The 18,428-nt window shown below is 50.8% G+C and carries 16 protein-coding genes and 2 tRNA genes; 6 read left to right on the forward strand and 12 right to left on the reverse strand.

Going from position 1 to position 18,428, the window contains the following annotated elements; genetic code table 11:
- From ACOTYN_RS18080 to ACOTYN_RS18110, 7 genes are all read right to left on the reverse strand, one after another.
- A complete protein-coding gene (locus tag ACOTYN_RS18080) occupies nt 1-870 on the reverse strand; it encodes an ion transporter (RefSeq protein WP_416173946.1) in 870 nt (289 codons plus the stop codon).
- Nucleotides 871-884: 14 nt separating this feature from the next.
- Complete coding sequence (oppF, locus tag ACOTYN_RS18085; RefSeq protein WP_014884159.1) at nt 885-1,889, reverse strand: murein tripeptide/oligopeptide ABC transporter ATP-binding protein OppF; 1,005 nt, start codon at nt 1,887-1,889, stop codon at nt 885-887.
- Entirely contained in the window at nt 1,886-2,899 is a 1,014-nt protein-coding gene (locus ACOTYN_RS18090; protein WP_014884160.1) for an ABC transporter ATP-binding protein, read from the reverse strand. Before ACOTYN_RS18090 ends, oppF begins: the two co-directional genes overlap by 4 nt.
- 11 nt (nt 2,900-2,910) lie before the next feature.
- On the reverse strand, nt 2,911-3,819 hold the full coding sequence (gene oppC, locus ACOTYN_RS18095) for an oligopeptide ABC transporter permease OppC (protein ID WP_014884161.1): 909 nt from the start codon (nt 3,817-3,819) through the stop codon (nt 2,911-2,913).
- Between the two features lie 12 nt (nt 3,820-3,831).
- Nucleotides 3,832-4,752: an oligopeptide ABC transporter permease OppB gene (gene oppB / locus ACOTYN_RS18100; protein WP_014884162.1), complete on the reverse strand. Its 921-nt coding sequence runs from the start codon at nt 4,750-4,752 to the stop codon at nt 3,832-3,834.
- Between the two features lie 83 nt (nt 4,753-4,835).
- Nucleotides 4,836-6,467, reverse strand: a complete 1,632-nt coding sequence (oppA, locus tag ACOTYN_RS18105) for an oligopeptide ABC transporter substrate-binding protein OppA (protein WP_332958367.1) — start codon at nt 6,465-6,467, stop codon at nt 4,836-4,838.
- 771 nt (nt 6,468-7,238) lie between these two features.
- A complete protein-coding gene (locus ACOTYN_RS18110; protein WP_014884164.1) occupies nt 7,239-7,886 on the reverse strand; it encodes a YchE family NAAT transporter in 648 nt (215 codons plus the stop codon).
- A gap of 480 nt (nt 7,887-8,366) precedes the next feature.
- Between ACOTYN_RS18110 and adhE the strand changes: the two genes are divergently transcribed.
- Entirely contained in the window at nt 8,367-11,045 is a 2,679-nt protein-coding gene (gene adhE, locus ACOTYN_RS18115) for a bifunctional acetaldehyde-CoA/alcohol dehydrogenase (RefSeq protein ID WP_023330573.1), read from the forward strand.
- Between the two features lie 65 nt (nt 11,046-11,110).
- Here the strand turns inward: adhE and tdk are convergent, their stop codons facing one another.
- Nucleotides 11,111-11,725, reverse strand: coding sequence for a thymidine kinase (gene tdk / locus ACOTYN_RS18120; RefSeq protein ID WP_023330574.1), 615 nt, complete (start codon nt 11,723-11,725; stop codon nt 11,111-11,113).
- A gap of 550 nt (nt 11,726-12,275) precedes the next feature.
- Here tdk and hns point away from each other — a divergent pair.
- Nucleotides 12,276-12,689: a histone-like nucleoid-structuring protein H-NS gene (gene hns / locus ACOTYN_RS18125; protein ID WP_008502781.1), complete on the forward strand. Its 414-nt coding sequence runs from the start codon at nt 12,276-12,278 to the stop codon at nt 12,687-12,689.
- A 200-nt stretch (nt 12,690-12,889) separates the two neighbouring features.
- Here the strand turns inward: hns and galU are convergent, their stop codons facing one another.
- From galU to rssA, 3 genes are all read right to left on the reverse strand, one after another.
- Nucleotides 12,890-13,798: a UTP--glucose-1-phosphate uridylyltransferase GalU gene (galU, locus tag ACOTYN_RS18130; protein WP_014884167.1), complete on the reverse strand. Its 909-nt coding sequence runs from the start codon at nt 13,796-13,798 to the stop codon at nt 12,890-12,892.
- 200 nt (nt 13,799-13,998) lie between these two features.
- Nucleotides 13,999-15,012: a two-component system response regulator RssB gene (rssB, locus tag ACOTYN_RS18135; protein ID WP_332958370.1), complete on the reverse strand. Its 1,014-nt coding sequence runs from the start codon at nt 15,010-15,012 to the stop codon at nt 13,999-14,001.
- Nucleotides 15,013-15,103: 91 nt separating this feature from the next.
- A complete protein-coding gene (gene rssA / locus ACOTYN_RS18140; RefSeq protein ID WP_318586926.1) occupies nt 15,104-16,006 on the reverse strand; it encodes a patatin-like phospholipase RssA in 903 nt (300 codons plus the stop codon).
- A gap of 114 nt (nt 16,007-16,120) precedes the next feature.
- Here rssA and ACOTYN_RS18145 point away from each other — a divergent pair, with 114 nt between their 5' ends.
- From ACOTYN_RS18145 to ACOTYN_RS18160, 4 genes are all read left to right on the forward strand, one after another.
- On the forward strand, nt 16,121-16,579 hold the full coding sequence (locus ACOTYN_RS18145) for a YchJ family protein (RefSeq protein ID WP_023330576.1): 459 nt from the start codon (nt 16,121-16,123) through the stop codon (nt 16,577-16,579).
- Nucleotides 16,580-16,625: 46 nt separating this feature from the next.
- On the forward strand, nt 16,626-17,468 hold the full coding sequence (gene purU, locus ACOTYN_RS18150) for a formyltetrahydrofolate deformylase (protein WP_014884171.1): 843 nt from the start codon (nt 16,626-16,628) through the stop codon (nt 17,466-17,468).
- A gap of 157 nt (nt 17,469-17,625) precedes the next feature.
- Nucleotides 17,626-17,710: transfer RNA gene (locus tag ACOTYN_RS18155), tRNA-Tyr, on the forward strand.
- A gap of 35 nt (nt 17,711-17,745) precedes the next feature.
- Nucleotides 17,746-17,830: transfer RNA gene (locus ACOTYN_RS18160), tRNA-Tyr, on the forward strand.
- Between the two features lie 131 nt (nt 17,831-17,961).
- Here the strand turns inward: ACOTYN_RS18160 and ACOTYN_RS18165 are convergent.
- Nucleotides 17,962-18,405, reverse strand: coding sequence for an Lrp/AsnC family transcriptional regulator (locus ACOTYN_RS18165; RefSeq protein ID WP_032636269.1), 444 nt, complete (start codon nt 18,403-18,405; stop codon nt 17,962-17,964).
- Nucleotides 18,406-18,428: the final 23 nt, after the last annotated feature.

The following is an 18,428-nucleotide window of genomic DNA, read 5'->3' on the forward strand; positions in this document are numbered from 1 at the left end:
TTACTTCGGTAACTCGCTCCCACATCGGTTGCAAAACCGCGCGCTCTGCTCATGCTCACCCTGATGACAGCGCGGACATTTACGCTGCGCTTTATGGCTTTGAAATGCACTGCTCATGTGCGTGGTAATTAACCCCGTCGGGATAGCAATCACCGAATACCCAATCAGAATGAGCACGGATGCCACTATGCGCCCCAGCGGCGTATGGGGTGTGATATCACCGTACCCCACGGTCGTCACGGTCACGATGGCCCAGTAGACGGAGGCGTTGAGCGTTGTGAAGCCGTATTTGGGCCCTTCTATCAAATACATCAGCGCGCCGAAAACAATCATCACAATGGCAATAAATGAGTAAAACAGAATAAGCTGATGTCGTGCGCTAACGATGGCACTCCAGAATACGCGCAGCGACGGCATAAAACGCAGCAATTTAAGAATTCGCAATACGCGAATCACGCGCATGGCGCGCCAGGCGAAAACATAGTTGAGACTGATTTCTGGCCATAGCCACATGACATAGAGCGGCAGGATAGTCGCTAAATCGATAAAACCCCAGAAGCTGAATTCGTACTTTGCCGGATTGGGCCAGCAAACGACCCGCAGAATATACTCAGCGGTAAAGACCAGGGTGATCGCCAGTTCAAGCCAGACAAAGGCATGCCATTCATCAAAAGTCAGGTGATATTGTGTCCCGACACCGGATTCAATAAAGATGACAATGACGCTAAGTAACGCAAACAGCGCGCAGAGTCCCTCAAAACGGCGTCCCGATACCGTTTCTGGATCGAATAAAAGATGATAGAGCCGTCGACGGGCTGAAGTGAATAAACGCGACACGGTAACCTCGCAATAAATAAGGGCTGACATCATGTCAGCCCTTGCGATTATAACGGGTCTACTTTAAGGCAGGAAACCGCATGTCGGAAACTGCCTTCCAGAACCGGTCGTGTTTTCGCACATTCCGGCCCGGCCATCGGGCAGCGCGTACGGAACACGCAACCTGACGGCGGATTAATCGGTGAAGGCAATTCTCCTTCCAGAAGCTGGATCGTTTTATTTTTCTCCAGATCGGGATCGGGGATGGGTACTGCAGACATCAGTGCTTTGGTGTAAGGGTGCAGCGGATTGTGGTACACCTCATCATACGTGCCCAGCTCCACGGCATGACCCAGATACATCACCAGCACGCGGTCAGAAATGTGTTTTACGACGGCCAGATCGTGCGCAATGAAGATCAGCGACAGCCCCATCTCGCGCTGCAGCTTCTGCAGCAGGTTAACCACCTGCGCCTGAATGGAAACGTCCAGCGCGGAAACCGGTTCATCACAGATAATCAGCTTCGGCTCAAGGATCAGCGCACGCGCAATACCAATTCGCTGACACTGACCGCCGGAGAATTCGTGCGGATAACGGTTAATGAGGTTAGGCAACAGCCCCACTTTCAGCATCATCGCCTTTACGCGGTCACGGACTTCCTGACGCGGCATCTTAGGATGATAGGTGCGCAGCGGCTCGGCAATAATCTCTCCGATGGTCATACGCGGGTTAAGTGATGCCAGCGGATCCTGGAAAATCATCTGGATGTCGCTTCGCACGTCGCGCCACTCGTCGGGCTTCATCCCCAGAAGGTCTTTACCCAGCCACGCCACTTTTCCGTCGGTAGCTTTGACCAGGCCTATTATGGCACGTGCGAAAGTGGATTTCCCACAGCCGGACTCGCCCACGACCCCCAGGGTCTCCCCCTCGTACAGACGCAGGGTGACGCCATCCACCGCTTTCAGGGTTTTCGGCGGCTGCCAGAACCACTGTTTACCGTCCTTAATGTCGAAATGCACCTTAAGGTCAGCGATTTCGAGCAGCACATTGCGTTTTTCATCTAATGCGTTCATACCAGTTCCTCCTGCGGCTTAAAGCAGGCGCGCAGACGGCCTGGTGCAAATGCTTCCAGCGGCGGCGCGCTGTTGCAGATTTCCATCGCATGCGGACAGCGCGGCTGGAACGGACAGCCTTTTGGCAGACGCAGCAGGTTTGGCGGGTTGCCCGGAATGGTGAGCAGGGATTCCCCTTCCGCATCAAGCCGCGGCACCGCGTTCAGCAGGCCAATGGAGTATGGATGGGCAGGCTGATAGAACACGTCACGCGCTTTGCCGTATTCCATCGTACGACCGGCATACATCACCAGTACTTTGTCACAGATACCGGCAACAACACCCAGATCGTGGGTAATCATGATAATCGCCGTGTTGAACTCACGCTTAAGCTCGTTCAGCAGAGTCATGATTTGCGCCTGAACGGTAACGTCCAGTGCGGTAGTCGGTTCATCGGCAATCAGCAGTTTTGGCCGGCACAGCAGCGCCATAGCAATCATCACGCGCTGACGCATACCGCCGGAGAATTCGTGCGGGAACATGCGCATGCGCTTACGCGCTTCCGGCATTTTTACCGCATCCAGCATTTTGACGGATTCCTCAAACGCTTCCGCTTTCCCCAGACCTTTATGCAGCATCAGAACTTCCATCAGCTGCTCACCGACGCGCATATACGGGTTCAGCGAGGTCATCGGGTCCTGGAAAATCATCGAGATCTGCTCGGCACGCAGCTTGTTCAGCTCGTGCTCCGGCAGGTTGAGGATTTCGCGACCATTGAATTTTGCGGAACCGCCAATCACACCGTTAGATGCCAGCAGGCCCATCAACGCAAAGGCGGTCTGGGATTTTCCGGAGCCGGATTCACCGACAATCCCCAGCGTTTCACCCGCGCTCAGGTTGAAGTTGAGATCGTTGACGGCGGTAACATCCCCGTCAGGGGTTTTAAAGGTCACACGGAGGTCTTTTACGTCCAGCAGAAGATTGCTCTGCTGTTGCGCCTGTGGCGCAGTGGCCGTTTCAATAATTGTCATGACGGCGCTCCTTAACGGTCTTTCGGGTCGAGGGCATCACGCAGGCCATCGCCGATAAAGTTGAAACAAAACAGTGTGACCACCAGGAAACCCGCCGGGTAGAGCAACAGCCACGGTGATACTTCCATCGAGTTTGCACCATCGCTCAACAGTGCGCCCCAGCTGCTCAGTGGTTCCTGCGTACCCAGCCCCAGGAAGCTGAGGAAGGATTCAAACAGGATCATGCTTGGCACCAGCAGTGAGGCATAGACCACAACCACCCCCAGCACGTTAGGAACAATATGGCGAACCACGATATTTCGGGTAGATACGCCACCAACCTGCGCGGCTTCGATAAATTCTTTACGTTTCAGGCTTAGCGTCTGGCCGCGTACGATACGCGCCATATCCAGCCAGGAAACCATCCCGATGGCCACGAAAATCAACAGAATGTTCTGGCCGAAGAAGGTCACCAGCAGAATGACGAAGAACATAAACGGGAAGGAGTTCAGGATTTCCAGCAAACGCATCATCACTGAGTCCACTTTGCCGCCAAGGTAGCCGGAAAGTGAGCCGTAGAGCGTACCCAGAATTACCGCCACCAGCGCGGCGGCGATACCGACCATCAACGAGATACGCCCCCCAATCGCGACGCGCACCAGCAGATCACGGCCGGATGAGTCGGTCCCGAAATAGTGACCGGATTCCATATCCGGCGCGCTGGACATCATGCCCCAGTCCGTATCGAAATAGGTAAATTGCGACAGCATCGGTGCCAGGGTCACAAACAGCGCGATGATCACCAGAACCACCAGACTGGCGACGGCGGCACGGTTGTGCATAAAGCGACGGCGTGCATCCTGCCAGAGACTACGACCTTCCACTTCCAGTTTTTCACTGAAGTTTTCCAGCGCCTCGCTGTTTTTCTTACTCAACATCATGGCGTGCTCCAGTTAGTAACGGATTTTCGGGTCGATGACGGCATACAGCACATCAACGATCGCGTTAAAGAGAATGGTGAGCGCACCAACGAGGATCGTCAGGCTCAGTACCAGCGAATAGTCGCGGTTGAGCGCGCCGTTAACGAACAGCTGACCAATGCCCGGCAGGCCGTAGATGGTTTCGATAACCATCGAGCCCGTGATGATCCCAACGAATGCAGGCCCCATATAGGAGAGCACCGGCAGCAGCGCCGGTTTGAGCGCGTGGCGGAAGATAATCCGGCGCATCGGCAGCCCTTTCGCGCGCGCGGTGCGGATGAAGTTCGAATGCAGCACTTCGATCATAGAACCACGGGTGATACGCGCGATACTGGCGATATAGGCCAGAGATAATGCCACCATTGGCAAAATCATGAACTTCAGAGCCCCGCCGTTCCAGCCGCCGCCAGGCAGCCACTTCAGCGTAATGGCAAATATCATCACCAGTAATGGCGCGACAACGAAGCTGGGTATCACTACCCCGGTCATTGCCACCCCCATTACGGCATAATCCCATTTGGTATTTTGTCTGAGCGCGGCGATAACGCCTGCGGTGACCCCGAGAACGACGGCCAGAATGAATGCCGCAGCACCCAGTTTTGCCGAAACCGGAAAGCTGGAGGCCACCAGGTCGTTTACGGAATAGTCTTTATATTTAAATGACGGTCCAAAATCACCGTGCGCCAGCTGCTTCAAATAATTGAAGTATTGGGTAGTGATGGGATCGTTTAAGTGATACTTCGCCTCGATATTCGCCATAACTTCCGGCGGCAGCGTACGTTCACCGGTAAATGGACTTCCCGGTGCGAGACGCATCATAAAGAAGGAAATCGTAATTAGAATAAATAACGTTGGTATCGCTTCTAGACAGCGACGCAGGATAAATTTCAACATTGCCCGTACCTTCTGGCGTGTGCCTGATGAATGTTACAAAGTAGACACAGTGGGGCAAGCCAGGCTCACCCCACGTATTGCCATTAATGCTTGATAATATAAAGATTCTTAACGGAAATATTATCCAACGGGTCTTTACCGGTATAACCCCCTACCCACGGTTTCACCAGACGGGCGTTAACGTAGTAGTAAACCGGTACGATTGCAGAGTCTTTATCGAGCTGCTCTTCAGATTTCGCGTACAATTCTGCGCGTTGCGCATCGTCAGACACTTTCAGCGTATCAGCGATGATCTTGTCGAACGCCGGGCTCTTATAGTGCGCAGTGTTGTTTGAACTGTCGCTGAGCATCGTGTTCAGGAATGAGGTCGGTTCGTTATAGTCCGCACACCAGCCTGCACGCGCCACGTCGAAGGTCCCCTGATGACGCGTATCGAGGAAGGTTTTCCACTCCTGGTTTTCCAGCTTAACGTTGACGCCCAGGTTTTTCTTCCAGATAGACGCGACGGCGATAGCCAGTTTTTTATGCAGATCTGACGTGTTGTAAAGCAGGTTAAACGTTAATGGCTTATCGGCAGTGTAGCCCGCTTCAGCCAGCAGCTTTTTCGCTTCTTCGTTACGTTTTTCCTGTGACCACTTGAACCATTCAGGCTCAACCAGTTTCATTCCATCGGTATAAGGAGGGGTGTAGCTGTACGCCGGGAGATCGCCCTGGTTTTTCACTTTGTTCACGATAATATCGCGATCCAGTGCCAGCTTCAGCGCAGTACGAACGCGTACGTCGGTGAACGGTGCTTTCTGGTTGTTGATTTCGTAGTAATAGGTGCACAGGTATGGGTCGACGTGAACTTCTTTCGGGATCTCTTTTTTCAGCTTCTGGAACAGTTCAATCGGCATGTTGTTATAGGTCATGTCGATTTCACCGCTACGGTAGCGGTTAACATCCGTTACTTCAGAAGAGATTGGCAGGTAGGTGACCTGATTAATCACGGTCTTCGCGTTATCCCAGTATTGCGGGTTACGCTCCAGGACCATACGTTCGTTGACCACCCAGTCTTTCAGCTTATAGGCACCGTTGGTCACGATATTGGCAGGTTGCGTCCATTTTTCACCAAATTTTTCCACAGCGGATTTTGGTACCGGGGAAACGGATGGGTGAACCAGCAACTTATAGAAGTACGGAACAGGTTCGCTCAACGTCACTTCAAAGGTATTGGCATCGATCGCTTTCACGCCCAGGTCGGTGACCGGCTTTTTACCGGCGATGATGTCATCGATATTGGCGATGTGGCCATATTGCAGATAGCTCGCATACGGAGAGGCGGTATTTGGATTCGCCAGGCGCTGCCAGCTATACACGAAATCTTCGGCGGTAACCGGCGTACCGTCGGACCATTTGGCATCTTTACGCAGATGGAAGGTCCAGACTTTAAAATCTTTATTTTCCCACTTTTCTGCCACACCCGGTGCCGGGTGGCCGTCAACGTCAGTCACCAGTAGACCTTCGAACAGGTCACGGTTAACGTTTGACTCAGGAACACCTTCAATTTTGTGCGGGTCAAGAGACTGAACTTCCGCACCGTTGTTACGCACCAGCGTCTGTTTTTCCGCCAGTTGTACTCCTGCAGGAACGTCCGCAGCCATTGCAGCATTGCCCGCGATTAGCGCAGTTAACATCCCCGCCGCTACCAGATTTTTTTTTGTGATGATGGACATTGTGTTGGTACTCCACTCATTATAATTACTGGCTTTCGCCAGCTGTCTATTCCCCTGTTGGGGCCTGTACAGCGCAGGAGTTTTTTTTGCTGCTGTCAGGTTCTTCTTTTACTGCTTGCTATCACCGACTTTTTTATTACTGACTGCTCGTATGGCCGTCTTGCGTCGATTCTTCACAGGCCTCCCCTGTTTGAGACCTGAGCTGGATATCTGAGAAGAGAGCTATATGAAAATAATTCTCATCTGATTGTTTTATGCTGCAAAATAATAGGCCGGAAAGTATCAAATGGCGTAAACGCGCGCCAATACATTTTGCAAATTTGTTAAGCAATTCTCTTTTACGAAGTACGTCGTGTCGTTGGGGGCAGCCCTGCCAGACATCGAAAGCCGGTAAAAACACCGGGTATTCAATAAGGTAGAGAAAACTTCCTCTACTCGCGCGTCGCTGCGCTACTTTTGAGTGATTTTGTACAAAAATTTAACAACTGATCATTATTTAGCACATTCCTCTAAGGGAAAGTTGAAATTACTAATAACATTTCGGTTATCTCTCAGCAAGCCCCAGAGTATCGTGTGAGTAAAATAACAGAGCGTTCGAAGATTTTCTGTGCAGGCGGGATTGTGCGAAATTCATAACCCTTTGAAATAAAAGAAATGAACATTATTAGTAGAATTTATTATGATATGTGAGCATTTCAACTTTAGTTATATGATTTGCTGATATTCACGTAAAAAAAACGGAGCCGTAGCTCCGTTCTTTCATTCGAAATATTAGTGTAGCAAGCCGGGGAAAATGCTTTTAATACCGGTGACAATGAATTCGATCCCTAACGCCATCAACAACAACCCCATGATACGGGTGATGACGTTAATCCCCGTCTGTCCCAGCAAGCGAACCAGCCAGGGCGCCATACGAAATACCCCCCAGCAGCAGAGCGCGAAAACAGCAATGGCGACAGAAAAACCAATCAGGTGCATGAGGCTATGGTAACGCGTACCCCAGACAATGGTTGAACTGATGGCACCAGGCCCTGCCATCAAGGGTAACGCCAGCGGAACCACGCCGATACTTTCGCGTATCGCGGTTTCTGACTTCTCCTGCTTGTTCTGTTTGTCCTCGCCCAGCTTACCGCTGATCATCGACATGGCGATGGTCACCACCAGGATCCCACCCGCAATGCGGAAGGAGTCGATGGAGATACCGAAGACCTGGAGAATGGCATCCCCCAGGAAAAGCGAGGTGAGCAAGATGATCGCCACAGACAGGTTAGCGGTGAGATTGGTTTTGTTCCGGGCCGCCGCCGTCTGGTAACTGGTCATACTAATAAAGACAGGAATGATACCCACCGGGTTAACCAGGGCAAACAAACCGATAAAAAATTTGAAATACGTTGGAAAATCAAAGAGCGTTTGGATCACGTTTTGCTCCGCCTTTGCACATGCCCGGGACTGACAACGTTGTCATGAAAAATCGCGCTGAAGATACGCTTTTTATTAGCATACTTCACCAGAAATCTGTGCCAAAACGTTAGCATTTCAGAATGTTAAACATATGTTGAATCATTGATGTCGCCACTTCCAATAGTTACTTAATTAATTAACAGTGGAAAAATATCCATGAAATAACCCTGCTGAAAGGTATCAGCTTGGGGAGAAATTGACGCAGATCATGATTTCCGTACTCAGAAGTGAGTAATCTTGATTACGCCCCCCAGGAAGGTCACCTGTCAAAAAGGGATGATGCTAAGGTAAGGCTCTTTTAGTAAATTAGTGTGCTGGAGCATAAAGTAACCCATTGTTTTACTTTATGTAACGCAAGTCGTATTGGCACTGTCTATACTGTCTGACGTATCGAGCGCTGGTTTACTAAAAGAGTTTAAACATTATCAGGAGAGCATTATGGCTGTTACTAATATCGCTGAACTGAACGCCCTCGTCGAGCGCGTTAAAAAAGCCCAGCGTGAATATGCCAATTTCACCCAAGAACAGGTTGATAAAATCTTCCGCGCTGCCGCTCTGGCTGCTGCAGATGCTCGAATCCCTCTCGCTAAAATGGCCGTTGCCGAATCTGGCATGGGTATCGTTGAAGATAAAGTGATCAAAAACCACTTTGCTTCAGAGTATATCTACAACGCCTATAAAGATGAGAAAACCTGTGGCGTGCTGTCTGAAGACGACACCTTCGGCACGATCACCATCGCTGAACCTATCGGTATTATCTGCGGTATTGTTCCAACGACTAACCCAACTTCAACGGCTATCTTCAAATCTCTGATCAGCCTGAAGACGCGTAACGCAATTATCTTCTCTCCACATCCACGTGCAAAAGATGCGACCAACAAGGCAGCAGATATCGTTCTGCAGGCTGCGATTGCCGCAGGCGCACCAAAAGATCTGATTGGCTGGATCGACCAACCTTCCGTTGAGCTGTCCAACGCACTGATGCACCATCCTGACATTAACCTGATCCTGGCGACCGGTGGTCCTGGCATGGTTAAAGCTGCATACAGCTCCGGTAAACCTGCCATCGGTGTGGGCGCGGGTAACACCCCTGTTGTTATCGACGAAACTGCTGATATCAAACGTGCCGTTGCTTCCGTACTGATGTCTAAAACCTTCGATAACGGCGTTATCTGTGCATCTGAACAGTCTGTTGTTGTGGTTGATTCCGTATACGACGCAGTACGCGAGCGTTTCGCCAGCCACGGCGGCTACCTGCTGCAGGGTAAAGAGCTGAAAGCGGTTCAGGACATCATTCTGAAAAATGGCGCGCTGAACGCCGCTATCGTAGGTCAACCCGCCTATAAAATTGCTGAACTCGCAGGCTTTACCGTTCCGGCAACCACCAAGATCCTGATCGGTGAAGTAAAAGTTGTCGACGAAAGCGAGCCGTTTGCTCACGAAAAACTGTCTCCTACGCTTGCCATGTACCGTGCGAAAGATTTCGAAGACGCGGTAGAGAAAGCTGAGAAATTGGTTGCCATGGGCGGTATCGGTCACACCTCTTGCCTGTACACCGACCAGGATAACCAGCCTGAGCGTGTTGCTCATTTCGGTCAGATGATGAAAACTGCCCGTATCCTGATTAACACCCCTGCTTCTCAGGGTGGTATCGGTGACCTGTACAACTTCAAACTCGCACCTTCCCTGACTCTGGGTTGTGGTTCCTGGGGTGGTAACTCCATCTCTGAAAACGTTGGTCCGAAACACCTGATCAACAAGAAAACCGTTGCTAAGCGAGCTGAAAACATGTTGTGGCACAAACTTCCGAAATCTATCTACTTCCGCCGTGGCTCTCTGCCAATCGCGCTGGATGAAGTGATTACTGATGGCCACAAGCGTGCGCTCATCGTGACTGACCGTTTCCTGTTCAACAACGGCTACGCTGACCAGATCACCTCTGTTCTGAAAGCGTCTGGCGTTGAAACTGAAGTGTTCTTTGAAGTTGAAGCTGACCCAACACTGAGCGTGGTGCGTAAAGGTGCTGAACTGGCGAACTCCTTCAAACCAGATGTGATTATCGCTCTGGGTGGTGGTTCCCCAATGGATGCCGCGAAAATTATGTGGGTTATGTACGAACATCCAGAAACCCACTTCGAAGAACTGGCGCTGCGCTTTATGGACATCCGTAAACGTATCTACAAGTTCCCGAAAATGGGCGTGAAAGCGAAAATGATCGCCGTCACCACCACTTCCGGTACGGGTTCAGAAGTTACGCCATTTGCAGTAGTAACTGACGATGCAACCGGTCAGAAATACCCACTGGCTGACTACGCCCTGACCCCAGATATGGCTATCGTTGATGCCAACCTGGTTATGGAAATGCCGAAATCACTGTGTGCCTTCGGTGGTCTGGATGCCGTGACTCACGCTCTGGAAGCTTACGTTTCTGTTCTGGCATCTGAGTTCTCTGACGGTCAGGCTCTGCAGGCACTGAAACTGCTGAAAGAAAACCTGCCAGCGTCTTACAACGAAGGTTCTAAGAACCCTGTAGCGCGCGAACGTGTCCACAGTGCAGCCACTATCGCCGGTATCGCGTTTGCGAACGCCTTCCTGGGTGTTTGCCACTCTATGGCGCACAAACTGGGTTCACAGTTCCACATTCCTCACGGTCTGGCGAACGCCCTGTTGATCAGCAACGTTATCCGTTATAACGCCAACGACAACCCAACCAAGCAGACGGCTTTCAGCCAGTACGACCGTCCGCAAGCGCGCCGTCGTTATGCTGAAATCGCTGACCACCTTGGTCTGAGCGCACCGGGCGACCGCACTGCTGCGAAGATTGAGAAACTGCTGGCATGGCTGGAAAGCTTGAAAGCTGAACTGGGTATTCCTAAATCTATCCGTGAAGCAGGCGTTCAGGAAGCTGACTTCCTCGCTCACGTAGACAAGCTGTCTGAAGATGCATTCGATGACCAGTGTACTGGTGCTAACCCGCGCTACCCACTGATCTCCGAGCTGAAACAGATTCTGCTGGATACCTACTACGGTCGTGAGTTCAAAGAAGGTGACGTTGCTGCTGTGAAAACAGAAGCACCTGTCATTAAAGCTGACAAGAAAGCGAAGAAAAGCGCTTAACTGACAGCCTGATGAAAAAAACCCGCCTTCCAGGCGGGTTTTTTTATGTCTGAATACCAAAGAGGTTATTTTCTGTTGTCGTGCTGAATCGCCGTCAGAGAGCCGACTGACAGCGCTTCTTTATAATGCTTACGACAGACCGAGACATAGCGTTCATTGCCGCCTATCACCACCTGCTCCCCATCTGCATAAGGTTTTCCGGCCTGATCGAGTCGAAGCACCATGCTGGCTTTACGTCCGCAGAAGCAGATGGTTTTCAGTTCCACGAGCTTATCTGACCAGGCGAGCAGATACTGGCTCCCGGCAAACAGCTCCCCGCGAAAGTCCGTACGCAGTCCGTAGCACAGAACGGGAATATCCAGCTCATCCACCACTTCGGAGAGCGCATGAACCTGTTCACGCGTCAGGAACTGGCTCTCATCAACCAGAACGCAATGAATAGGCTCTGACGCATGCGCAGCGCGGATGTCATTCAGCAGGTCAGTTTGCGGGTTAAACAATCTGGCTGGTGAAGACAGGCCTATTCTTGAACTCACCTTTCCGGCACCGAAGCGGTCGTCGATTTCAGCGGTATAAACAACGGTACGCATCCCTCGTTCCTGGTAATTGTATGAGGATTGCAGCAGTGCGGTAGATTTGCCGGCATTCATTGCCGAATAGTAGAAATAAAGCTGTGCCATTGGCCGTAAAACCCTAATCAATGTGTAATATTACCGATGATTCATTGTACCATATTTTGTCTGGTCTTCCGCGACAGGCCGCACAGAAGATGCCTTGCTGAAAGGTGTAAAACAGCTACTTCTGGCGAAAATAATCCGTTAAAACAGAGAGTAAAGATAAGCTCATTTGTGAATATGTTATAGGGTGAGCCAAACATAACACTTCTTTTTATAGTGGCATCAGCGTTCATTAAAATTCACTATTTATTAACTATTCCTGCCTTAACACCCCAGCCTGGAACTAATACAAAAGGCTGATATTTATCCGCCGAAACTATAATTCCTGCGGTAAATGTCACAAAAAAAAGATGCAATCGGCGGGGTTAAGCAGGTTAACGTGATAACAAGCGACACACAGTCGAAGAGGAAATTTAAGTTAGCGTAATTAATAATAGCGGCTTTATTTAGTATTTTTTGAATTCCTTACATTCCTGGCTATTGCACAACTGAATTTATGGCTCTATTATTAGGACAACAAACCACCCCCCATTATAAGTTTGAGATTACTACAATGAGCGAAGCACTTAAAATTCTGAACAACATCCGTACTCTTCGTGCGCAGGCAAGAGAATGTACCCTTGAAACGCTCGAAGAAATGCTGGAAAAATTAGAAGTTGTAGTTAATGAACGTCGCGAAGAAGAAAGCGCTGCTGCTGCTGAAATCGAAGAGCGTACTCGTAAACTGCAGCAATATCGTGAAATGCTGATTGCTGATGGTATCGATCCAAATGAATTGCTGAACAGCATGGCTGCAGCTAAAACCGGTACCAAAGCAAAACGCGCTGCGCGTCCTGCTAAATATAGCTACGTTGATGAGAACGGCGAAACTAAAACCTGGACTGGCCAGGGCCGCACTCCTGCTGTAATCAAGAAAGCTATGGATGAGCAAGGTAAACAGCTTGATGACTTCCTGATCAAGGATTAATCACGCCGAATTCAGAAAAATCCCGCTTCTGGCGGGATTTTTTTTGGCCGCAATTTATTGCAAACATCCTCTTACACAACGTCATAAAGCGTTATTCATCGATATAGCTATGCTTACAATCAGGCACCCCGGGGCGTTTTATGGGCATAAAAAAACCGGTGGGCAACGCCACACCGGTTTCAGACATTTACACCGGGGGGTTATTTCTTAATACCCATACTCTCATTGAGCCAGGCTTTAAATTCTTCACCCAGTGAATTGTGGCGAATGCCATATTCAACGAAAGCCTGCATATAACCGAGCTTATTACCGCAGTCATGGCTCTTACCTTTCATATGGTAAGCCTCAACGGTCTCTTTCTCGATCAGCATATCGATAGCATCGGTCAGCTGGATTTCATCCCCTGCGCCTGGAGGCGTTTTCGCCAGCAGAGGCCAGATTTCAGCACTCAGGACATAGCGACCCACAACCGCCAGATTAGAAGGCGCTACGTCGGCTTTAGGCTTCTCTACAACGCCAACCATGGGTACGCTTTCGCCTGGTTCAAGGTTAACGCCTTTGCAGTCAACCACGCCGTAAGCCGTCACGTCATCAACAGGCTCAACCATGATCTGGCTGCTACCCGTTTCATCGAAACGCTTGATCATCTCTGCCAGGTTGTCCTGGGAAAGATCGGATTCGTATTCATCCAGAATAACGTCAGGCAGAATAACCGCTACCGGCTCGTCACCGACAACCGGGTGTGCACACATCACCGCGTGACCCAGGCCTTTAGCCAGCCCCTGACGCACCTGCATAATAGTGACGTGCGGAGGGCAAATAGACTGAACTTCTTCTAACAGCTGGCGCTTAACACGTTTTTCCAGCATGGCTTCGAGTTCAAAACTTGTATCGAAGTGGTTTTCGATAGAGTTTTTTGATGAATGCGTAACCAGCACAATTTCAGTGATGCCGGCTGCGATACACTCATTGACGACATACTGAATTAATGGCTTATCAACCAGAGGCAACATCTCTTTAGGAATCGCCTTAGTTGCTGGTAACATCCTGGTCCCCAATCCCGCTACCGGGATGACGGCCTTTCTGACTTTCGAATTTAGGGCAGCCATTCAAATTCTCCTGAGCTGTTCAAGTTTTGAACTTTTATGCAATAAATAACGCGTTGAGTATATCAGCCTCGCCCTGCAGTCCGGGTCTGAAAAGAACGCGTTGCCGATCAATTAGGACAAATACGCATGATTCTGGGCTGCGATAGTAGCACTCCCAAGAAAACACAGGTAAAGCAATCTTAAAATTACGCTCCAGTTGCTTATTCCGTGGACAACATTAAGCGTAGTCTTCCCCCAGCCCCCCAAATTTGACACTGCCATGAGGAACAACGGTGGCTAATTTGATTAAGATACGCCGTACCCAGTGTTCCAAGCGGTACACCGTTACTCACCTGAATATGGTGTTCGCCCGTATTCAGTGACGCATTCAGACCTGCTGAAACGAGGATAAGATTTTTTAAACCGCTATGGTAATAACCCACCAGCAGCGGGAACTGTCCCGGTAAATTGGCCTGACGAAAAAGCTGGTTTACCTGTTTGAGTAAACTGCCTAACTCAGGAAGCCGTTGTCCCTGATGCGATAACTGTTCCTGCAATAAACAGTTAAATAGCGCACGAAGTAACAACGCGGCTAATACGCCATTATCCCCTGCACGGGTTACGTCCAGAGAATAAAACGCGAGATCAGAGTCAGACAGTGGCGCAATATCCAGCACCAGCCCAGGCTGGTCAGCCGCCACCAGCTGGCGATAATTTACGCGGCAGTGTGAAATAGTCTGCTGAACGGGTGGCTGAAGTTCTTGCAACAGTTTGGCTGCCGCAGGCGGATCACTTACCAGCGCGTCCCAGTCCTGGAAAAGACGTTCCTCTTCCTCAACGCGGGAATTAAACATATTCGGATAGAGGCACGCTAATACCGTTTCACGTAACCGGTTCAGATCTTTAACGGGTTTAAGCAGGATATCCTGGACGCCAAGGCGCAATGCTTTGGCGATATCCGCCATATTTTCTGTCGCAGAGATCACCAGAATGGGCATCTGGTCACCCTCGTTACGCAGATGTTCAACCAGTTTCAGTCCGTTCATGCGCGGCATCGCGATATCGCAAATCATCAGATCGGGCGCAATGCTGGTCATTTTTTCCAGCGCGTCGATGCCATCTTCAGCCAGTAACGTGTTTGCGCCCAGTGAGGATAACCATGAATCCAGTAGCGATCGGAAAACGGGCTCGTCTTCAACAATCAAAATGTGTTTTCCGGCCAATGGCTGCGTCATGGTTCCTCCCCTGGCTGATAGTTACTAAATAGTGGCATGCTATCGGTACTATCGCCTGTCAGATTTTGCTGAAGTAGTCAAAAAAAGGTGCTTAACGTGCTGTTCGCACAAAAGGCAGCAACTCGTCTATTTTCTTTTCGACGGCTAATGAGCCCGCTGCGATGGCGGCCTCAGCCCGATGGAAATCAAGGGTAGAGATTTGTGGACAGTATGGCTGAATAAGAATATCCGGAGGATCGCCAGCCATACGGTTACGTTTAAGGCGATTCTCAAGAACCTGAATAGAGGTGGTCATGATTTCCATCGCCGTCGGTGCGGCGACCGAGCGTCGTGCGGCCAGACGCCCAATCCTTCCACGCAAACGCGCGTGCCAGGCAAGCTTTTCGCCTTCGGCATCTTCGCTCTGGAGATTGACCGGCAAAAGGTCTTGCTGCATCAGGTGAGCATCGTGCTGCAAATCCACGGCAATAACGATATCGGCCCCCATGGCACGCGTCAGAGAGATGGGAACAGGATTAACGACGCCACCGTCGACAAGCCAATAACCGTTATGGGGGACAGGTGCCATAAGCCCGGGAATGCTGCATGAGGCACGCACCGCAAGGTGAATATCTCCTTCGGTCAGCCAGAGTTCGCGTCCGGTGCTGAGATTCGTCGCGACGGCACCGAAAGGCATCTGACAATCCGTGAAGTCCTGAAGAGGCATAACCTGGCGGAACTGGTTAAAGACGCGTTCGCCGCGCAACAGTCCACCGCGTTGCCAGGAGAGATCCATCAGGCGAAGCACGTCCCAGTAGCTGAAGGAACGTACCCAGGTTTCGAGTTCCGGGAGTTTGCCGCACGCATACGCGGAGCCGACAAGCGATCCTATGGAACATCCCGCAACGATATCGACGTCAACGCCCATCTTGTTTAAGGCATTAATCACGCCGATGTGGGACCATCCCCGGGCTGCACCTGAGCCCAGCGCCAGTCCAATTTTAACCTTTCTCATTAGCCCTGTTTTACTTCCCCTGGATTCCTGACATAGCGTCAACGCAACAGCTCAGTTAACATAGTGCTACCCGAGGCGTTTAACGCCCTTATTTTTTATTCCAGGAAGAGAATCGTGTCTCAACTCTGCCCCTGTGGTAGCGCTCTGGAGTATAGCCTATGTTGCCAGCGATATCTTTCTGGCAATCAGGTTGCACCGGACCCGTCACACCTCATGCGTTCACGGTATACTGCTTTTGTGATCAAAGACGCAGACTACCTGATAAAAACCTGGCACCCATCCTGCCACGCCGCCGACTTCAGACAAGAGATCGAAGCCGGGTTTACGCATACCCAATGGCTAGGACTTACCGTCTTTGAATCGTCACCCGGCAGTCACGACGACGAAGGCTTTGTCAGCTTTGTCGCCCGCTTTACCGAGAACAATAAACCTGGCGCCATTATCGAGCGTTCCCGGTTCTTAAAGGAAAGCGGGCAATGGTATTATATTGACGGTACGCGCCCACAGTTTGGTCGTAACGATCCCTGCCCTTGTGGTTCAGGTAAAAAATTTAAAAAGTGTTGCGGGCAGTAACGCCTGACAACCCAGACTTCGCAAATACAAACAGGATTTCCCGGCGATGCAATCATTACAACGTAAAGTTCTGCGCACTATCTGTCCCGATCAAAAAGGGCTGATCGCACGAATTACCAACATTTGCTACAAACATGAACTGAATATCGTGCAGAACAACGAGTTCGTTGACCACCGTACCGGTCGTTTCTTCATGCGAACCGAACTGGAAGGTATTTTCAACGACACCACCCTGCTTGCCGATCTGGACAGCGCGCTGCCGGAAGGTTCAGTGCGTGAGCTGAATCCAGCGGGCCGTCGCCGCGTTGTAATTCTGGTGACGAAAGAAGCTCACTGCCTGGGCGATCTGTTAATGAAAGCCAATTACGGCGGTCTGGATGTTGAAATCGCCGCGGTTATCGGCAACCACGAGACCCTGCGTACGCTGGTTGAACGGTTTGATATTCCGTTTGAACTGGTGAGCCATGAAGGCCATACCCGTGAAGAGCATGACAACCTGATGGCTGAAGCCATTGAAGCGCATAATCCGGACTACGTGGTGCTGGCGAAATATATGCGCGTGCTGACGCCCTCTTTCGTGGCGCGTTTCCCGAACAAGATCATCAACATTCACCACTCATTCCTGCCAGCCTTCATTGGTGCCCGCCCTTACCATCAGGCGTACGAGCGCGGCGTGAAGATCATCGGCGCGACCGCGCACTACGTGAATGACAATCTGGACGAAGGCCCAATCATCATGCAGGACGTCATTCACGTGGATCACACCTACACGGCTGAAGACATGATGCGCGCAGGCCGCGACGTTGAGAAGAATGTGTTAAGCCGTGCGCTGTATCAGGTGCTGGCACAGCGTGTCTTTGTCTACGGTAACAGAACGATTATTCTTTAATCGACAATGAAATGAACTGGTTAGCTTTCCAGCTTTGCGCGTAAAAATCAGGCAACCAGTTTATTTTTATTGTGGTAACGCTTTACAGGGGCGTGTCATTTGATATGATGCGCCCCGCTTCCAGCAGGAAGCGGGCCAGTAAATAGCATTACCCCGTGGTGGGGTTCCCGAGCGGCCAAAGGGAGCAGACTGTAAATCTGCCGTCATCGACTTCGAAGGTTCGAATCCTTCCCCCACCACCATCTCTCAGCATTACCTCAAAATGTGAATTACCCCTGGTGGGGTTCCCGAGCGGCCAAAGGGAGCAGACTGTAAATCTGCCGTCATCGACTTCGAAGGTTCGAATCCTTCCCCCACCACCATCATTTCCAAACACCTCTGAATTATCTGCTCGCACTCGACCTCATGCATTTCCGTTATGGGGAAGGATGAGAAGCTTCGACTAAGCCGTTGTAGGCCGGGTAAGGCGCAGCCGCCACCCGGCGACAGGCAGCTACATCGGTGGTAATCGTCGCTTCACCGGCGAACTCTTCACAATCGACGTATTACACTGCGCATGTTCCGCCAGCCCGTCCAGCAACACATCCAGTTGCTCTATCGAGCGCACCACCAGCCTGATCACGAAGCAATCTTCCCCGGTCACTTTGTCGCTCTCAATACACTCCGGCATCGCCTGAATGTACTTATCCACTTTATGCAGCAACCCAGGCAGCGGCCGCACGCGCACCAGCGCCTGCAGCGTATATCCCAACGCCGCCAGATTCACCCGCGCACGATATCCCTGAATCACACCGCGTTCTTCCAGCCTTTTCAGCCGTTCCGCCGTGCTGGGTGAGGTCAAACCGATACGGCCACTGAGCACCTTCAGCGACATGCGCGCATCTTCAACCAGGCAGGTTAATATGTGTCTGTCGATCTCATCGAGAAGGTTTTCCATCGATTTTGCCTCATTTTAAAAAG

Source organism: Enterobacter cloacae complex sp. IR5458 (assembly GCF_049238025.1).
In the GTDB taxonomy this organism is placed as follows: domain Bacteria; phylum Pseudomonadota; class Gammaproteobacteria; order Enterobacterales; family Enterobacteriaceae; genus Enterobacter; species Enterobacter kobei.